The sequence below is a fragment of the Polaromonas sp. 39-63-25 genome, from assembly GCF_002278925.1.
GTDB lineage: Bacteria > Pseudomonadota > Gammaproteobacteria > Burkholderiales > Burkholderiaceae_C > Polaromonas.
In genome coordinates, this window is record NZ_NCJH01000015.1 from 84,172 (window position 1) to 98,161 (window position 13,990).

Consider the following 13,990-nt stretch of genomic DNA (forward strand, 5'->3'; position numbering starts at 1 on the left):
CGGACGGAGCTGGCTCTACGGCGCTGTGGACCTGACCCGCTTTCGTCGCCACATTTCCGCGTCCAGTGCGAAGCTGCTCGAATGCCAGCGAGCTCAGCGGGTCGAGATGACTGTGCTTGCGGATTCGATTGCAGAGACTCTAGATGTAACCAAACACGTCTGGCCTTGCATCGTTCCGAGTTGGATGGATCTGAGGTCTGACAGGCTGCAGAAATACCTACCGACCCAGTCCACACCGCATGAAGCGCTCCCAGCGTAGCACCACATTGAATCCGAACTGACACAACTCTGCGCGGCGCCGACACATTCACCGAAGGTCTGTTCACCCTCAAGAAGCTGGATGACTTCGTGCCAGCCAATCACCTGCTGCGGGTCATCCGCACGATAGTCAACAAGGCTTCGGCCGGAATGGGTGAGTTGTTCGCAAAATGTACGAAGACGACGTCAAGGGCGGCCGCCCGAGCACCGCGCCTGAGAAGCTGCTGCACGCCATGCTGCTGCAGGTGCTGTACTCCATTCGCCCGGAGCGTCAGTTGATGGAGCAGACGCAATACAAGCTGTTGTATCGCTGACTCATCGGCTTGTCGATGGACGATGCCGAAGGTGTTGCCGCTCATGCGGAGGACGATCCCAGAAGGGTGTGGTGGGAAGAACGTGCCGGATGATCGGACTACCGCAATGGCAGAAACCGTAGAAATTCAGCGGTGAGCAAGGCGGGGCCACTGCAATGCCGTGTTGGACTTCGCCGTCCCGGGGTGATGGCGGAAGTCGCAGCTTGCAGCAAGGGTGATGAAGGGGCTTCAGGTGTCATCGATGCGGCGAACGGGGAAGACCTCCGTGCCGGTACGCCCCATCCCCGGCGCGGGCCTTGAGTCCTTGCGCTTCATAACCGAGGTAACGCTCGCTTATTGCCCGCGTCAAGCGGGCCCAGAGCCCGCCGCAAAGGCCATCGATCTCGATTCCCAGCGTCGCCCGGCTTCCGCCGGAAATCGGCACCACGTCGTGATGTCCGGTCACGCGCAGGCCGGGGGCCACGCTGACCCAGGAAAAGCGCTCCCCAGGCACCAGCGCCGACACGGCCCACAGGGCCGGCGGAAACATGGGCTGCCGAATCAGCACACGGCTGCCCACGGCCAAGGGCTGGCCACCCAGCCTGCGGACGCTCGTGATCGAAGGCGTCCATTCATGCCAGTGGTCCACATCGATCATCACGGACCAGGCGCGTTCGACGGGCTGCGCAATATCGATGCTGGTGCTGAAGGTGTGCATGCAAAAACCTCGTCATGGCTCTGGAAGTCAAACAGCGCGCGACCCGCGGGGGGGCGACCCGGTGGACATCGGGGTCATGTCCCTGGTTGGGGAATCAGGCGGCGAGCCAGGCTTGTCGGCGGCCTCGGCAACAATGCCTGAGCGTCATCGCGCGAATCGGATTACTGCTTCCACTTGCCGCCGCTCACTTCGCAAACCTGCTTGGCCTGGCCGTGCTTCAACGCATAGTCGTCCGCCATGTATTGCAAGTTCCATTTATGGTCAAAGGCTCCTGCACAAACGCCTTTGGAATTGGCCGGGCAATCGCTGACAAATTTCATTGAAATACTGTTGTCCGATTTCTTGCCGTCTGAATTTCCCCCTTGTGACTCGAACAAGTCCTGACAGCCGGCCTTGAAGTCCTGATCGCTCATCCCCTTGTTGGCCGCACAATAATTCGAGGTCTGGGATATCTTGTTCGAGGTAAGTGTTCCTTGAATCAGGCAGCCGCTGTCCCTTGCGGACGCGGCGAAAGCGGATGTACAGGCGATGATGCAGGCGCAGAACTTCATCATGGATTTCATATTCAAAAAATTCCTTCTGGGGATTGGTTTGAGGTGCAACGAACGTATGCCGCAAAACCTGCGGCTAACTTGCCGGCTGCGGTTTGACCTGGGCACGAAACGCCACCGAAAGTGGCGTCCTGCCGGTTTTTGCGAAGAACGGGCGGGCAAATCATACAGATACACAAAACAAGGCGTAAAACCCGCAGCAGACCCCCGCAGCAGACCTCGTGATTTTAGGCCGCACCGCGCTTGGGGCGCCTCCCCCAAACGAAGGAGCCCCCCCTCTTTCCAGTCACGTCTGCGTCAGCAGCTCTGCACCGGCAATGCAAAATGAAACACCGCCCCCTGGTCCACCTTGCCTTCCGCCCACACCCGCCCGCCATGCCGCGTGACCACACGGCGCACGGTGGCCAGGCCCACGCCGGTGCCTTCGAACTCCTGGTCGGTGTGCAGCCGCTCGAACACTTCGAAGAGCTTGTCGTAATGGGCCATGTCGAACCCGGCGCCGTTGTCACGCACGGTGTAGACGGCTTCCGCGCCTTCGACGCGTCCACTGACCTCGATCTGCGGATTGGCCGTCAGGCTGCTGTACTTCACCGCGTTGGACAGCAGGTTCACCCAGACCTGCCGAAGCAGCCCGGGGTCGGCAGGCGCTGATGGCAACAAACCGAACTGGATGACAGGCTTTTTCGCCCCCGGGCCGCTGACTGGCAGCTCGGCTGCCACCTGCGCGGCCAGTCCGTTCATGTCGACATCGGTTTTCTGGACCTCCTGCAGGCTGAGCCTGGAAAAAGACAGCAGGTCGTCAATCAGCCTGGCCATGCTTTTGACCCGGATTCCGATGACCGACAGGTAGTGCAAGCCTTTTTCGTCCAGACGGTCGGCGTAATTTTTCTCCAGCAGGCTCACGTAACCGCCAATGACGCTCAGCGGGGAACGCAGGTCATGCGAGGCGGCCGAGGTGAAACTCTCCAGGCTTTTGTTCGTGGTTTCCAGCTCGCCGGCGCGCACCTTCAGGGCGGAATGAAGATCGGCGATCACCTTTTCCAGTTCCTTCTTCAGGGTGATGTCCTCGGAAATCCCCAGCACATGCGTGGGCTCGGCGCCTTCGCCGAAAACCGGCACCTTGCGGGTGTGCAGCAGGCGCATGCCTTTGCTCTGTGAGAAAAACCGGTCTTCCGGAATGTCCTCAATGATGCCGCTGGCCAGCACCCGGTGGTCCTGGGCGGAAAACCGGTCGGCGTCCTCCTGACCGAATAGATCGTGGTCGGATTTTCCCAGCGCGTCCTCGCGCAAGATGCCCGTCAGTTGCTCCTGCGCAGAGTTGACACGCACATAACGCAGCTGATCGGCATCCTTGATGTACACAGGCGTCGGAATGTGCTCGATCATCGAGTCGAGAAAACGGTTGGCCTCCAGCACCTCGGCCGTGCGTTCGCGCAGCTGCTGCCGGCTTTCGTGGAGTTCGTTGTTGCGCTGCATGGCAGCGTCGTAGGTGGACATCAGCAGGTTCAGTATCTGGGTGCGGCTGGCGCTGATCTCGTGCCGCTCGCCGTGGAAAAAAATCTCGGCCGGCGGGCCTTCTTCCGGCATGTGGGTGATGTCGCGGTTGCTCAGGGCGTGCTCCACCCGCGCCAGCATGTGGCTTCTCTCGTAGGGCTTGATGACGAAGCTGTCGGCCCCACACTGCAGGCCGAGCAGAACCTCGTTGGGGTCGGACAGACTGGTGACGAGAATCACCGGGACCGGGGAAAGCCCGGGGCCGGCCTTGATCTGCCGGCACAGCTCATAGCCGCTCATCTCTGGAATGGCCACCCCGCTGATGATCAGCGAGGGACGGAGCCGGGGCGTCATTTCCAGCGCGGACTGACCGTTGTCAACAACACTGACCTGGTAACCCTCTTCTTCGAGGATATGGCTCAGCATCTGGGCCTGGGCCGCGATGTTTTCCACGATCAGGATGTGCCGGGGTGACGCGGCAGATGGAAGAGCTGGAGCAACAGAGGCCATGGAGGGGTGCTTTCCGTAAAGCGCGGTCGCGCTCGTGATAAATGGCCGGTGTCAAGTGACATGACGGATAGTACAGGCTGCTTGTGTTCGGTGCAGGACATACACGTCTTCAGCGTTTCAGCCGGGCGACCAGCCCCGGTGCCGACGTCATGGCAACGATGATCTGGAACACTTCCTGCTTGCTGCAGTGCAACATTCATCCCTTGATGCACTGACCAGAAGGAGCCCGCCATGCTGGACCGCACCACAACCACCTTCTCCCACGTCAAGCCCGGCGATACCGAGTTTGTCTCGGGCGGTTTGCGCGATTTTTTCCTCTACCGCGACCTCGGCATTGCCGAGGCAACCCACGGCAAGGTGATTGCGCACCTGGTCAAGGCGAACATGGCACCAGAAACAGGCACGGGCTGGCACCGCCATGAGGCGGACTTCCAGATTGTCATCATGGTTAAAGGCTGGGCGCGCTTCATGTACGAGGACAAGGAAACCCTGGTCGAAGCCGGCGACGTGGTGCACCAGCGCCCGGGCATACGCCACTATCTCTTCGACTATTCGCCCGACATGGAATACCTGGAGATCGTCTCGCCAGCAGACTTCAAGTCGATCGATGTCGAACCCGTTTGCGACATCCCGCCGCCCACCCCCTGGTGAATAGAGCCCCCACGGTCGCTCACTTCGAGCCTGCGGCGGCCCTGCCCCTTGCACCGAAAAAGGGGCCGCTGCGCCTGCAGGCCGGCAAAACCGGACCTGCGGCCCCGGTTTGACAAAGAAATCTCGACGCCGGCACTTGTGGTGCTTTCCAGCAGGGGCCGCGGAACCGGCTTCGCCGGGCCGCAGGCGCCGCCCCCTGCAAGGGGGGAACAGGCTACACGCAGTGAGCCTGGACGGGGGTGTTCAGAACTCAGCGTCCAGCTCGTCAATGTCGTCGGGCTCCTTCTTCGCGGCGGCCACCCACTCCTTCATGGCGGGCAGCTCCATGATGCGTTTGCAGTAGGCCATGCACACCTTGTCCAGCGCCACGTCGTAGGTCAAAAAGCGCGTAACGACCGGCGCGTACATGGCGTCGGCCACGCCGGGTTGCTTGCCGAACAGGTAGGGCCCGCCGTAGGTGGCCAAACACTCCTTCCAGATGTCCAGCACGCGGTCGATGTCGGCCTGCGCCCGCGACCAGACCTTGAAGTTGGGGAAGTGCGCTTTGAGGTTCATGGGCAACGAGGAACGCATCGATGAAAAGCCCGAATGCATCTCGCCGCAGATGGCGCGGCAGTGCGCGCGCGCCTCGACGTCGGCCGGAAGCAGATGCGCACCCGGCTTGATTTCGTGGAGGTATTCGGCAATCGCCAGCGTGTCCCAGACCTTGACGCCGTTGTGCTGCAGCGAAGGCACCAACATGGACGGCGCCAGCAGCAGCATTTCGGCCTTCATGGCCGGGTCGTCGGGGGAAATCACCTTTTCGGTGAAGTCCAGCCCCGCGAGTTTGGCCAGCAGCCAGCCGCGCAGGGACCAGGCGCCGTAGTTCTTGCTGCTGATCGTGAGAACGGCTTTGGCCATGGGATGCTCCTGGAAAGTGCGTGGGTACTGCAGCGCGGAAGTACCTGTGCAAGGGCTGTGCCAGAAAAGTGCATGGCGCATACGCCGGTTGGCCCGCAACTTGCCTGCATGCCTGCATCGGGCCACCAGCCCCGCTTCAAGCCAGGACGCCCATGCTTTACCAAGCCTACCAAACCCAGTCCGACCTGATGTCGCCGTTTCGCCTGCTGGCCCAGGGCAGCAGCGCCGCCCTCTGGCTGGGCAAAACCGAGGGCAGCTTGCTGCGCAAGTTGTCAGCCTCGATGGAGGTGTTCTCGCGCCTGCGGGTCACCCATTCGCGCCCGGCCTATGGCATCAGCACGGTGAAAGTGGGCGAACGCGAACTCGCGGTGACCGAGGAAACCGTGCTCACCATGCCCTTCGGCACCCTGCTGCGATTCAAAAAGGAAGAAGCGACCGACCGGCCGCACCAGCCGACCGTGCTGCTGGTGGCGCCGCTCTCGGGCCACTTTGCCACCCTGCTGCGCGAGACCGTGCGCACACTGCTGCAGGACCACGATGTCTACATCACCGACTGGCACAACGCGCGCGACGTGGCGCTGCGCCACGGCCCGTTCGGGCTGGACGACTACATAGCCCACATGATCCGCTTCACTCAGGCCATCGGCCCCGGCACCCATGTGGTCGCGGTGTGCCAGCCCTGCGTGGCCGCGCTGGCGGCCGCGGCCATCATGGCCGAGGACGACGACCCGGCCCAGCCGCGCAGCCTGACGCTGATGGCGGGCCCGGTCGATTGCCGCGTCAACCCGACCGCCGTCAACACCCTGGCCACCAGCAAACCCATCGAGTGGTTCGAGAAAAACCTGATCGGCCATGTGCCGCTGCCGCACGCCGGCTACATGCGGCGCGTCTACCCCGGCTTTGTACAGCTCAGCGCCTTCCTGAGCATGAACCTGGACCGCCACAAGAAGTCCTTCAAGGACATGTACCAGCACCTGGTCGACGGCGACGTGGACAAGGCCAACGTGATCCGCGTGTTCTACGACGAGTACCTGGCCGTCAACGACCTGCCGGCCGAGTTCTACCTGGAAACGGTCGAGAAAGTGTTCCAGACCTACGACCTGGCCGTCGGCAAGCTCAGCTACCGCGGCCGCATCGTCAACCCGGCGGCCATCCGCCGCACCGCGCTGATGACGGTCGAGGGCGAACGCGACGACATCTGCTCGGTCGGCCAGACGGTGGCCGCGCAGGACCTGTGCAGCAGCATCCGTCCCTTCATGAAAACCCACCATGTGCAGACCGGCGTGGGGCACTACGGCGTGTTCAGCGGCAGGCGCTGGAACCAGCAGATTTATCCGCGGGTGCGGGAGATGATTCACGCCAGCATGGGCTGAGTTTAGGAAGAAATAAGCCTCCAGCCCTTTAAAATCGGGCGCTAACCGCTATTGAATTTGTAGCAGAATCTTCTGATGCATGTCATCCCGGACTTGATCCGGGATTCATGTTTGCTGACTACCGGTTTTTGTTTGGGACTTTGTGGTTAGCCAACAAGCCGGGCAACCCCCGGCTTGCTGGCACACCACTGCCGGTAGAAAAGAAACAGTGTTCGCGAATTCCTCTGCGGACGGAGGCTCTGCGGAGCCTCAGAGCTTGGTCTCTGGCGTCTCGTCTTCTTCCGCCGGCCAGTCGCGGATATAAGCCTTGAGCATCTTGTTTTCGAAGTTCTGGCCATCGACCACAGCCTTGGCCACGTCGTAAAACGAGATCACACCTTCGAGTACCTTTTTGTTGAGCACCGGCATGTAGCGCGCATGGCGACCCAGCATCATGCGGCGGACTTCGTCGATCTCGGTGTCGGGGGTGCAGGTCAGCGGCGCATCGTCCATGGCGGTGCGAACCAGCGTGGCGCCGATCTCGCCGCCGTTTTTGACAATGCACAGAATCACTTCGCGGAAGGTCAGCATGCCCACCAGGTCGCCGTGCTCCATGACGACGAGGGATCCGATGTCTTTTTCCGCCATGATCTGGGTCGCCTTGAACAGCGGCTCATCGGGCTGGACGGTGTAAAGCGTGTTGCCTTTGACGCGCAGGATATCAAGGACTTTCATGGGGCACTCCTTCAGGAATTTGTCTCGGCAGTCTGCAGGTTCTTCCCCGGTGCAGCCCGGCGGAAAATTCAGTTCAAATATAGCCCACAATCCGTTTGCAAGCCACCTCAAGTTGTTTCGGGCTGGCTGCCGTTTTCGCCTATCCCTTCCGCCATTTTCTGGAGACACCATGTCTGGCTACTCTGACCCGGGCTTCGACACGCTGGCCCTGCATGCCGGCGCCGCGCCCGACCCGGCCACCGGCGCGCGCGCCGTGCCGATTCACCTGACCACCTCGTTTGTCTTCGAATCCAGCGACCATGCTGCCAGCCTGTTCAACCTGGAGCGCGCCGGCCACGTCTATTCGCGCATCAGCAACCCGACCAACGCGGTGCTGGAGCAGCGCGTCGCCGCGCTGGAAGGCGGCATAGGCGCCATCAGCACCGCCAGCGGCCAGGCGGCGCTGCACCTGAGCATTGCCACGCTGATGGGCGCGGGCTCCCACATCGTCGCCTCCACCGCGCTGTACGGCGGCAGCCAGAATCTGCTGCACTACACGATGCGGCGTTTCGGCATCGAGACCACCTTCGTCAAACCCGGTGACATGGATGGCTGGCGCGCTGCCGTGCGGCCCAACACCAAGCTCTTTTTTGGCGAAACCGTGGGCAACCCGGGGCTGGACGTGCTGGACATGCCCACCGTGTCAGCCATCGCGCACGAGGCCGGTGTGCCGCTGCTGGTGGACTCGACCCTGACATCGCCCTGGCTGATCAAGCCGTTCGAGCACGGCGCCGACCTGGTCTACCACTCGGCCACCAAGTTCCTGAGCGGCCACGGCACGGTGATTGGCGGCATTGTGGTCGACGGCGGCAGCTTCGACTGGGAAAAGTCCGGCAAATTCGCCGAGCTGACCGAGGCTTACGACGGCTTTCACAACATGGTGTTCAGCGAGGAAAGCACGGTCGGCGCGTTTTTGCTGCGCGCGCGCCGCGAAGGCCTGCGCGACTTCGGCGCCTGCATGAGCCCGCACACCGCGTGGCTGATCCTGCAGGGCATCGAAACCCTGCCGCTGCGCATGGCGCGGCACATGAGCAACACCGAAAAGGTCGTGGCCTTCCTGGCCAGCCACCCGCTGGTGGCACGCGTCGGCCACCCGATGCTGGAATCGCACCCCAGCCATGCGCTGGCCAAAAAGCTGCTGCCGCGCGGCGCCGGCTCGGTGTTCAGCTTCGACATCAAGGGCAACCGTGAGCAGGGCAAGGCCTTCATCGAAACCCTCAAGGTGTTCAGCCATCTGGCCAACGTCGGCGACTGCCGCAGCCTGGTGATTCACCCGGCCAGCACCACGCATTTCCGCATGACCGACGAAGCGCTGGCGGGCGCCGGCATCACGCAGGGCACCATCCGCCTGTCCATCGGCCTGGAAGATCCGGATGATCTGATCGATGACTTGAAGCGCGCACTCAAGGCCGCGGAGAAAGCAGCATGATCCTCAACGTCAACGGCCACAACACCTATTGCTACACCGGCGGCAAGCCCTTCGATGCGGCCAAACCCACCGTGGTCTTCATCCACGGCGTGCTCAACGACCACAGTGTCTGGATTTTGCAAAGCCGCTACCTGGCCCACCACGGCTGGAACGTGCTGGCGGTGGACCTGCCGGGCCACTGCAAAAGCGCGGGCGAGGCGCCATCGACGGTCGAAGAGGCCGCCGGTTTTGTGGCCGCCCTGCTCGACGCGGCCGGCGTGCAGCGCGCCGCGCTGATCGGCCACAGCTGGGGTTCGCTGATTGCGCTGGAGGCCGCCTCCCGGCTGAAAGAGCGGGTAAGCCACCTTGTCCTGGTCGGCATCGCTTACCCGATGAAGGTGTCCCCCGCCTTGCTGGACGCCGCCCTGAACGAGCCGATGAAGGCGCTGACCATGATCAATGTGTTTTCGCGCAGCACCCTGGCCGCACCACCCTCGGCGCTGGGCCCGGGCACCTGGGTCTACGGCGCCAGCATGGCACTGGGCCGGCGCGTGCTGGCGAGCAACACCCAAGTCAATGTCTTTCACCGCGGTTTCAAGGCCTGCGACAGTTATGCCAACGGCGACAACGCCATCACGCAGATCACCTGCCCCGTGCTGTTCCTGCTGGGTGCGCAGGACCAGATGACGCAGGCCAAAGCCGCGCAGCCCCTGATAAACAAGGCCCGGGCCAGTGGAAAAACCGTGCAGGTCGCCAGCCTGCCGGTCGGACACCACCAGATGACCGAGGCGCCGGAAGAAACGCTGTTTGCCATGCGGGATTTCCTTAGGGCCTGTTAACACTATTTATACAAGTGCGAACGTGGTTAAAACGGCGCCAATCCAGGCGCGCGACGACGCTCAGCCTGGGCGGCTGGGCTAGGAGTGCAACGACGAGTGGTGTTGTTTTAACCACGTTCCCTCCGGGTTGCGGCCAAAAAGGCCACGCGCAGCGTTGCAAAGCCTTGCCGGGCGCCAGCCCGGCTGCATTTTGCGCCTCGCGCATGGCCTTTTTGACTCGCAACGCATCTTGCATAAATAGTGTGAACAGGCCCTAGCACCTCGTGACATGAAGGGCACGACCAGCCGCCACGCCATGCTGCCGCACCAGGCACCGGGGAATGCACGGGGAATGCGTTCATCTGTTGATTACCATCAAGTCCCGATCGTGACCGGCCGGTAGAGTAGCAGTGCCATCACGCACGACAACACAACTACCTCCACGATTGCCATGACTTCCACTTCACGCCGCACCTTTGTCATTCACGCCCTCACCGCCAGCGGAGCGCTGGCGGCCAGCAGCCTGGCGCTGTCCCAGACGGCGGCCGCGCCCATGGTCAAGGATACCGACGCCAATGCCGTCGCCCTGGGCTACAAGGCCGACGGCAGCAAGACCGACACCAAGAAATACCCCAAGTACGCCGCCAGCCAGAACTGCGCCAATTGCGCGCTGTACCAGGGCAAGGCGACCGACGCGGCCGCAGCCTGCCCCCTGTTCGCCGGCAAGCAAGTCGCGGCCAAGGGCTGGTGCAGCGCCTGGGCGAAAAAAGCCGCCTGACGCTGTCCGGCGCCGGCGAGATCGCCCGCGCACCCCATGGACATGACGCGGGAAGGTGGCGCTCCGCGCACGCATCGCGCCACCCCCACGCACCCAACCTGAAACAGGCCGGCATTGCGGCTGTCTGCATGCCAAAATCGGCGCATGACCGACGCCACGCCCTTCGCCATCACACCGCCCCTGTCGCCCCAACGTGTGCGGGAAATTGCCGCCAGCTTCGATCTGCGCGCCCTGCCGCCCGACTTCTATGCCAACCCCTACCCCGTCTATGCCTGGTTGCGTGAACACGAACCCATCAAGCGCATGCCGGACGGCTCGTATTTCCTCACGCGTTACGCCGACCTCGTGGCGGTCTACCGCGATGCGCAGACCTTCAGCTCGGACAAAAAGGTGGAGTTCACGCCCAAGTACGGCGCGGACGCGCCGCTGCTCGAGCACCACACGACCAGCCTGGTCTTCAACGACCCGCCGCTGCACACACGGGTGCGCAAGCTCATCATGGGCGCCCTCACGCGCCGGGCCATTGCCGACATGGAGCCGGGCCTGGTCACCCTGGTGGACAGCCTGCTCGATGCCATCGAAGCCAGGGGCGGCGGCGACCTGATCGAGGACTTTGCCTCGGCGATTCCGGTGGAGATCATCGGCAACCTGCTGGGCGTGCCGCATGCCGACCGCGGCCCGCTGCGCGACTGGTCGCTGACCATCCTGGGCGCGCTCGAACCCAAACTCACACCCGAACAGGAAGCGCTGGGCAACCAGAGCGTCAGCGAGTTCGCGGCTTATCTGCAGACGCTGGTGGCCGAGCGCCGGAAAAATCCGGGCGACCCGGAGCATGATGTGCTGACGCGCCTGATCCAGGGCGAGGAGAACGGTGAAAAACTCAGCGAAACCGAGCTGCTGCAAAACTGCGTTTTCATCCTCAATGCCGGCCATGAAACCACGACCAACCTGATCGGCAACGCCCTGGTCGCCCTGCAGGAGTGGCCCGGCGCCCGGGCACATCTGCTATCAAAAGTGAAGCTGCCCGCGCATGATCAGCAATGGCTGCAGGCCGATTTGTCTGTTGAAATTGACGAGTTCCTGCGTTTCGAGTCGTCCAACCAGCTGGGCAACCGCCGCGCACTCAAGGCCTGCCAGGTCGGCGGCGTGGACCTGCCCGAAGGCGCGTTGCTCACGCTGTGCATAGGTGCGGCAAACCGCGACCCGGCGCAGTTTGACCACCCCGAACAGCTGGACCTGACGCGCGAAAACAACCGGCATCTGGCCTTTGGTTTCGGCATCCACCAGTGCGCCGGCCTGAGCCTGGCGCGGTTGGAGGGGCGTATCGCCGTCGGGCGCTTTCTGCAGCGTTTCCCCGACTACCGCCTGACCGCTGCGCCGACCCGCGGCGGGCGCGCACGTTTCAGGGGTTTTCTGCACGCGCCATTTGCCGTGGGTTCAAGCTGAGCTGAGCTGTCGGTGCAGCGCTTGCACCAGCTCCGTCAGCGCCGGATCGACCGAACCGGCGGCCACGGCTTTGTTTTCCAGCGACGCCAGCAAACGCGACAAGGTTCCGGCATGCGGCAACAAGGGCCCCGCGAAGCGAAGCGCCGCGCCATCGGCAATCAGCAAGGTCGGAAAAGTCTCGATGTCGAGTTCGCCCACCCGTTCGGCATCTTCTTCGATGTCCAGCCAGAGAAAACGCATGCCGGGGTGCGCCGCGGCCACCTGGTCAAACACGGGCCGGTAATCCCGACAGGTGCCGCACCAGTCGGCACAAAGACAGGCGACCCAGCGCCCGGCAGGAAACTGCAAAGAATGAGGCATGCCCGCCATTGTGCGCGAGCGTGGCTATCATGGCGAAACAAGGACTATTCCGGAGACACCCCATGGACAGCACCACTTCCAGCACGCCACCGCCCACGGCAGACGCCAAAGCCTTCAAAAGTTTTGCCGAGTTTTATCCCTTCTACCTGAGCGAGCACAGCAACCGCACCTGCCGCCGCCTGCACTTCGCCGGCTCCAGCCTCTCGCTGCTGTGCCTGGCCACAATGATCGCCACGCGCAACCCGTGGTGGCTGCTGGCCGGCCTGCTGTGCGGCTACGGCTTTGCCTGGGTCGGCCACTTCGTGTTTGAAAAGAACAAGCCCGCGTCCTTCAAGCGCCCGCTCTACAGCTTCATGGGCGACTGGGTCATGTACAAGGACATCTGGACCGGCAAGGTCAGGATCTGATGGCAACCAGCCACGGCATCCACATGCAGATGGATGCCCGGGCCGCTATCATTTTCATAACACGTCGCGCAATCGCAGCGCCGTGAAATGCCCGTTTTCCCATAAATTTTCCATGGAAGGGTCCTGGCTCAGCAGCAGCTGCGCCATCAGCGGCTCCAGCGCGGTGGAGGCCGGATCGGCCAGCAGCAGATAACGCGCCTCGTTTTCGTCCTCCGGGTCGGTCAGCTGGCCTATCCAGTCCAGCGCCATCAGCGTTTCCAGCACCGGTTCGAGCTGCAACACGTCCACCTGCAGCGCCCTGGCCAGCTCGGAAGCCTCCAGCCCGATGCGCGTGGTGCTGCGCGCCCGGTGCAGTTGCTGCAGCAGTTCCACCGCAAGCTGGAACTGCCAGCCGTGCGCGCTACCGCGGCGCGCCACGCCGGCCAGCAGGCTGGGCAGGTAGGCGGCAATCACCGCGCCCATCAGCACGATGACCCAGGCCACGTAAATCCAGACCAGCAAAATCGGCAAGGTGGCAAAAGCGCCATACACCAGCGAATAGGTCGGCACGCTGCTCAGGTACAGCGTCAGCACCTTCTTGGCCAGCTCGATGCCCGCCGCGACAAACAGGCCGCCGGCCCAGGCGTGGCCCCAGCGTACAAAGGTGTTGGGCACATAGCGGTACAGGGCCGCCATGCCGCCGGCGAGCAGGAAAAACTGCAGCACGTCCAGCAACACGCGCACGCCGCCGGGCATGTTGCCCACCAGACCGCGCGAGCCGGAAATGACATAAGACGTCACCGCCAGGCTGGCGCCCAGCACCAGCGGGCCCAGCGTGATGGCGGCCCAGTAAATCAGCACGCGCTGCGCCAGCGGCCGCGGCTTCTTCACACGCCAGATGCCGTTGAGCGTGCGGTCTATCGTCAGGATCAGCGCGATCGCCGTGACCAGCAGCACCGCCAGGCCGGCAACACCGAGCTTGTTGGCCTGTTTGGCAAACTGCGTCAGGTAACCGAGCACCTGGCGCGAGATGTTGTCGGGAATCAGGCTGTTGACCAGCCATACCTGCAGAGCGCCCTGCAGCTTGGAAAACATCGGAAAGGCGGTGAAGATGGCCAGCGCCACCGTGAAAAACGGCACCAGCGCGATGCTGGTGGTAAAGGTCAGGCTGCTGGCCGTCAGGCCCATGTGGTCGTCGCGGAAACGCTGGCGCAGCGTGATGGCGGTGTCGCGCCAGGGGAAGCGGGACAGGTCCGTCAATAACTGCTGCAGGGACTGCTGGAATTTCATCCC

General features: G+C 63.0%; 14 protein-coding genes and 1 pseudogene. 8 read left to right on the forward strand and 7 right to left on the reverse strand.

What is annotated here, in order from left to right; translation table 11 throughout:
• Positions 1-288: 288 nt before the first annotated feature.
• Positions 289-569: pseudogene (locus B7X65_RS17275) on the forward strand (transposase); the annotation flags it as partial.
• 238 nt (positions 570-807) lie between these two features.
• On the opposite strand, the gene B7X65_RS17280 reads toward B7X65_RS17275, so the two are convergent.
• The 3 genes from B7X65_RS17280 to B7X65_RS17290 form a co-directional block, all read right to left on the reverse strand.
• Entirely contained in the window at positions 808-1,269 is a 462-nt protein-coding gene (locus B7X65_RS17280) for an SRPBCC family protein (protein ID WP_293595537.1), read from the reverse strand.
• Positions 1,270-1,430: 161 nt separating this feature from the next.
• Positions 1,431-1,832, reverse strand: coding sequence for a hypothetical protein (locus B7X65_RS17285; RefSeq protein ID WP_293595538.1), 402 nt, complete (start codon positions 1,830-1,832; stop codon positions 1,431-1,433).
• 285 nt (positions 1,833-2,117) lie between these two features.
• Complete coding sequence (locus tag B7X65_RS17290; RefSeq protein WP_293595539.1) at positions 2,118-3,824, reverse strand: ATP-binding protein; 1,707 nt, start codon at positions 3,822-3,824, stop codon at positions 2,118-2,120.
• A 231-nt stretch (positions 3,825-4,055) separates the two neighbouring features.
• On the opposite strand from B7X65_RS17290, the gene B7X65_RS17295 reads away from it, so the two are divergent.
• On the forward strand, positions 4,056-4,475 hold the full coding sequence (locus B7X65_RS17295; RefSeq protein ID WP_293595540.1) for a cupin domain-containing protein: 420 nt from the start codon (positions 4,056-4,058) through the stop codon (positions 4,473-4,475).
• A gap of 243 nt (positions 4,476-4,718) precedes the next feature.
• Here B7X65_RS17295 and B7X65_RS17300 read toward each other — a convergent pair whose 3' ends face one another.
• A complete protein-coding gene (locus B7X65_RS17300; RefSeq protein WP_293595541.1) occupies positions 4,719-5,375 on the reverse strand; it encodes a glutathione S-transferase family protein in 657 nt (218 codons plus the stop codon).
• A gap of 152 nt (positions 5,376-5,527) precedes the next feature.
• On the opposite strand from B7X65_RS17300, the gene phaZ reads away from it, so the two are divergent.
• Positions 5,528-6,748 carry a polyhydroxyalkanoate depolymerase gene (phaZ, locus tag B7X65_RS17305; protein ID WP_293595542.1) on the forward strand — a complete coding sequence of 407 codons (1,221 nt, stop codon included), beginning with the start codon at positions 5,528-5,530 and terminating at the stop codon, positions 6,746-6,748.
• Positions 6,749-6,997: 249 nt separating this feature from the next.
• Here the strand turns inward: phaZ and B7X65_RS17310 are convergent, their stop codons facing one another.
• Positions 6,998-7,462 (reverse strand): CBS domain-containing protein, encoded by a 465-nt coding sequence (locus B7X65_RS17310; RefSeq protein WP_293595543.1) that lies wholly within the window; start codon positions 7,460-7,462, stop codon positions 6,998-7,000.
• A 169-nt stretch (positions 7,463-7,631) separates the two neighbouring features.
• Between B7X65_RS17310 and B7X65_RS17315 the strand changes: the two genes are divergently transcribed.
• The 4 genes from B7X65_RS17315 (at position 7,632) to B7X65_RS17330 (ending at position 11,951) form a co-directional block, all read left to right on the forward strand.
• Positions 7,632-8,930, forward strand: a complete 1,299-nt coding sequence (locus tag B7X65_RS17315) for an O-acetylhomoserine aminocarboxypropyltransferase (protein ID WP_293595544.1) — start codon at positions 7,632-7,634, stop codon at positions 8,928-8,930.
• Positions 8,927-9,748: an alpha/beta hydrolase gene (locus B7X65_RS17320; RefSeq protein ID WP_293595545.1), complete on the forward strand. Its 822-nt coding sequence runs from the start codon at positions 8,927-8,929 to the stop codon at positions 9,746-9,748. The genes B7X65_RS17315 and B7X65_RS17320 overlap by 4 nt, the downstream gene beginning before the upstream one ends.
• Positions 9,749-10,178: 430 nt before the next feature.
• Positions 10,179-10,505, forward strand: a complete 327-nt coding sequence (locus B7X65_RS17325; RefSeq protein ID WP_293595546.1) for a high-potential iron-sulfur protein — start codon at positions 10,179-10,181, stop codon at positions 10,503-10,505.
• A gap of 144 nt (positions 10,506-10,649) precedes the next feature.
• Positions 10,650-11,951 (forward strand): cytochrome P450, encoded by a 1,302-nt coding sequence (locus B7X65_RS17330; protein WP_293595547.1) that lies wholly within the window; start codon positions 10,650-10,652, stop codon positions 11,949-11,951.
• Here B7X65_RS17330 and B7X65_RS17335 read toward each other — a convergent pair.
• Positions 11,943-12,311, reverse strand: coding sequence for a thioredoxin family protein (locus tag B7X65_RS17335; RefSeq protein WP_293595548.1), 369 nt, complete (start codon positions 12,309-12,311; stop codon positions 11,943-11,945). The two genes, B7X65_RS17330 and B7X65_RS17335, sit on opposite strands and share 9 nt — an antisense overlap.
• 62 nt (positions 12,312-12,373) lie before the next feature.
• Here B7X65_RS17335 and B7X65_RS17340 point away from each other — a divergent pair, with 62 nt between their 5' ends.
• A complete protein-coding gene (locus B7X65_RS17340; protein ID WP_293595549.1) occupies positions 12,374-12,718 on the forward strand; it encodes a DUF962 domain-containing protein in 345 nt (114 codons plus the stop codon).
• A 54-nt stretch (positions 12,719-12,772) separates the two neighbouring features.
• On the opposite strand, the gene B7X65_RS17345 is transcribed toward B7X65_RS17340, so the two are convergent.
• Positions 12,773-13,987, reverse strand: a complete 1,215-nt coding sequence (locus B7X65_RS17345; protein WP_293595550.1) for a YihY family inner membrane protein — start codon at positions 13,985-13,987, stop codon at positions 12,773-12,775.
• Positions 13,988-13,990 lie beyond the last annotated feature (3 nt).

Bases quoted from the DNA above. Each gene is read 5' to 3' on its own strand.
- B7X65_RS17310 (WP_293595543.1), bottom strand. From the start codon at position 7,462: ATGAAAGTCCTTGATATCCTGCGCGTCAAAGGCAACACGCTTTACACC.
- B7X65_RS17320 (WP_293595545.1), top strand. From the start codon at position 8,927: ATGATCCTCAACGTCAACGGCCACAACACCTATTGCTACACCGGCGGC.
- B7X65_RS17325 (WP_293595546.1), top strand. From the start codon at position 10,179: ATGACTTCCACTTCACGCCGCACCTTTGTCATTCACGCCCTCACCGCC.
- B7X65_RS17340 (WP_293595549.1), top strand. From the start codon at position 12,374: ATGGACAGCACCACTTCCAGCACGCCACCGCCCACGGCAGACGCCAAA.
- phaZ (WP_293595542.1), top strand. From the start codon at position 5,528: ATGCTTTACCAAGCCTACCAAACCCAGTCCGACCTGATGTCGCCGTTT.
- B7X65_RS17330 (WP_293595547.1), top strand. From the start codon at position 10,650: ATGACCGACGCCACGCCCTTCGCCATCACACCGCCCCTGTCGCCCCAA.
- B7X65_RS17345 (WP_293595550.1), bottom strand. From the start codon at position 13,987: ATGAAATTCCAGCAGTCCCTGCAGCAGTTATTGACGGACCTGTCCCGC.
- B7X65_RS17285 (WP_293595538.1), bottom strand. From the start codon at position 1,832: ATGAAATCCATGATGAAGTTCTGCGCCTGCATCATCGCCTGTACATCC.
- B7X65_RS17280 (WP_293595537.1), bottom strand. From the start codon at position 1,269: ATGCACACCTTCAGCACCAGCATCGATATTGCGCAGCCCGTCGAACGC.
- B7X65_RS17315 (WP_293595544.1), top strand. From the start codon at position 7,632: ATGTCTGGCTACTCTGACCCGGGCTTCGACACGCTGGCCCTGCATGCC.
- B7X65_RS17295 (WP_293595540.1), top strand. From the start codon at position 4,056: ATGCTGGACCGCACCACAACCACCTTCTCCCACGTCAAGCCCGGCGAT.
- B7X65_RS17300 (WP_293595541.1), bottom strand. From the start codon at position 5,375: ATGGCCAAAGCCGTTCTCACGATCAGCAGCAAGAACTACGGCGCCTGG.
- B7X65_RS17335 (WP_293595548.1), bottom strand. From the start codon at position 12,311: ATGCCTCATTCTTTGCAGTTTCCTGCCGGGCGCTGGGTCGCCTGTCTT.
- B7X65_RS17290 (WP_293595539.1), bottom strand. From the start codon at position 3,824: ATGGCCTCTGTTGCTCCAGCTCTTCCATCTGCCGCGTCACCCCGGCAC.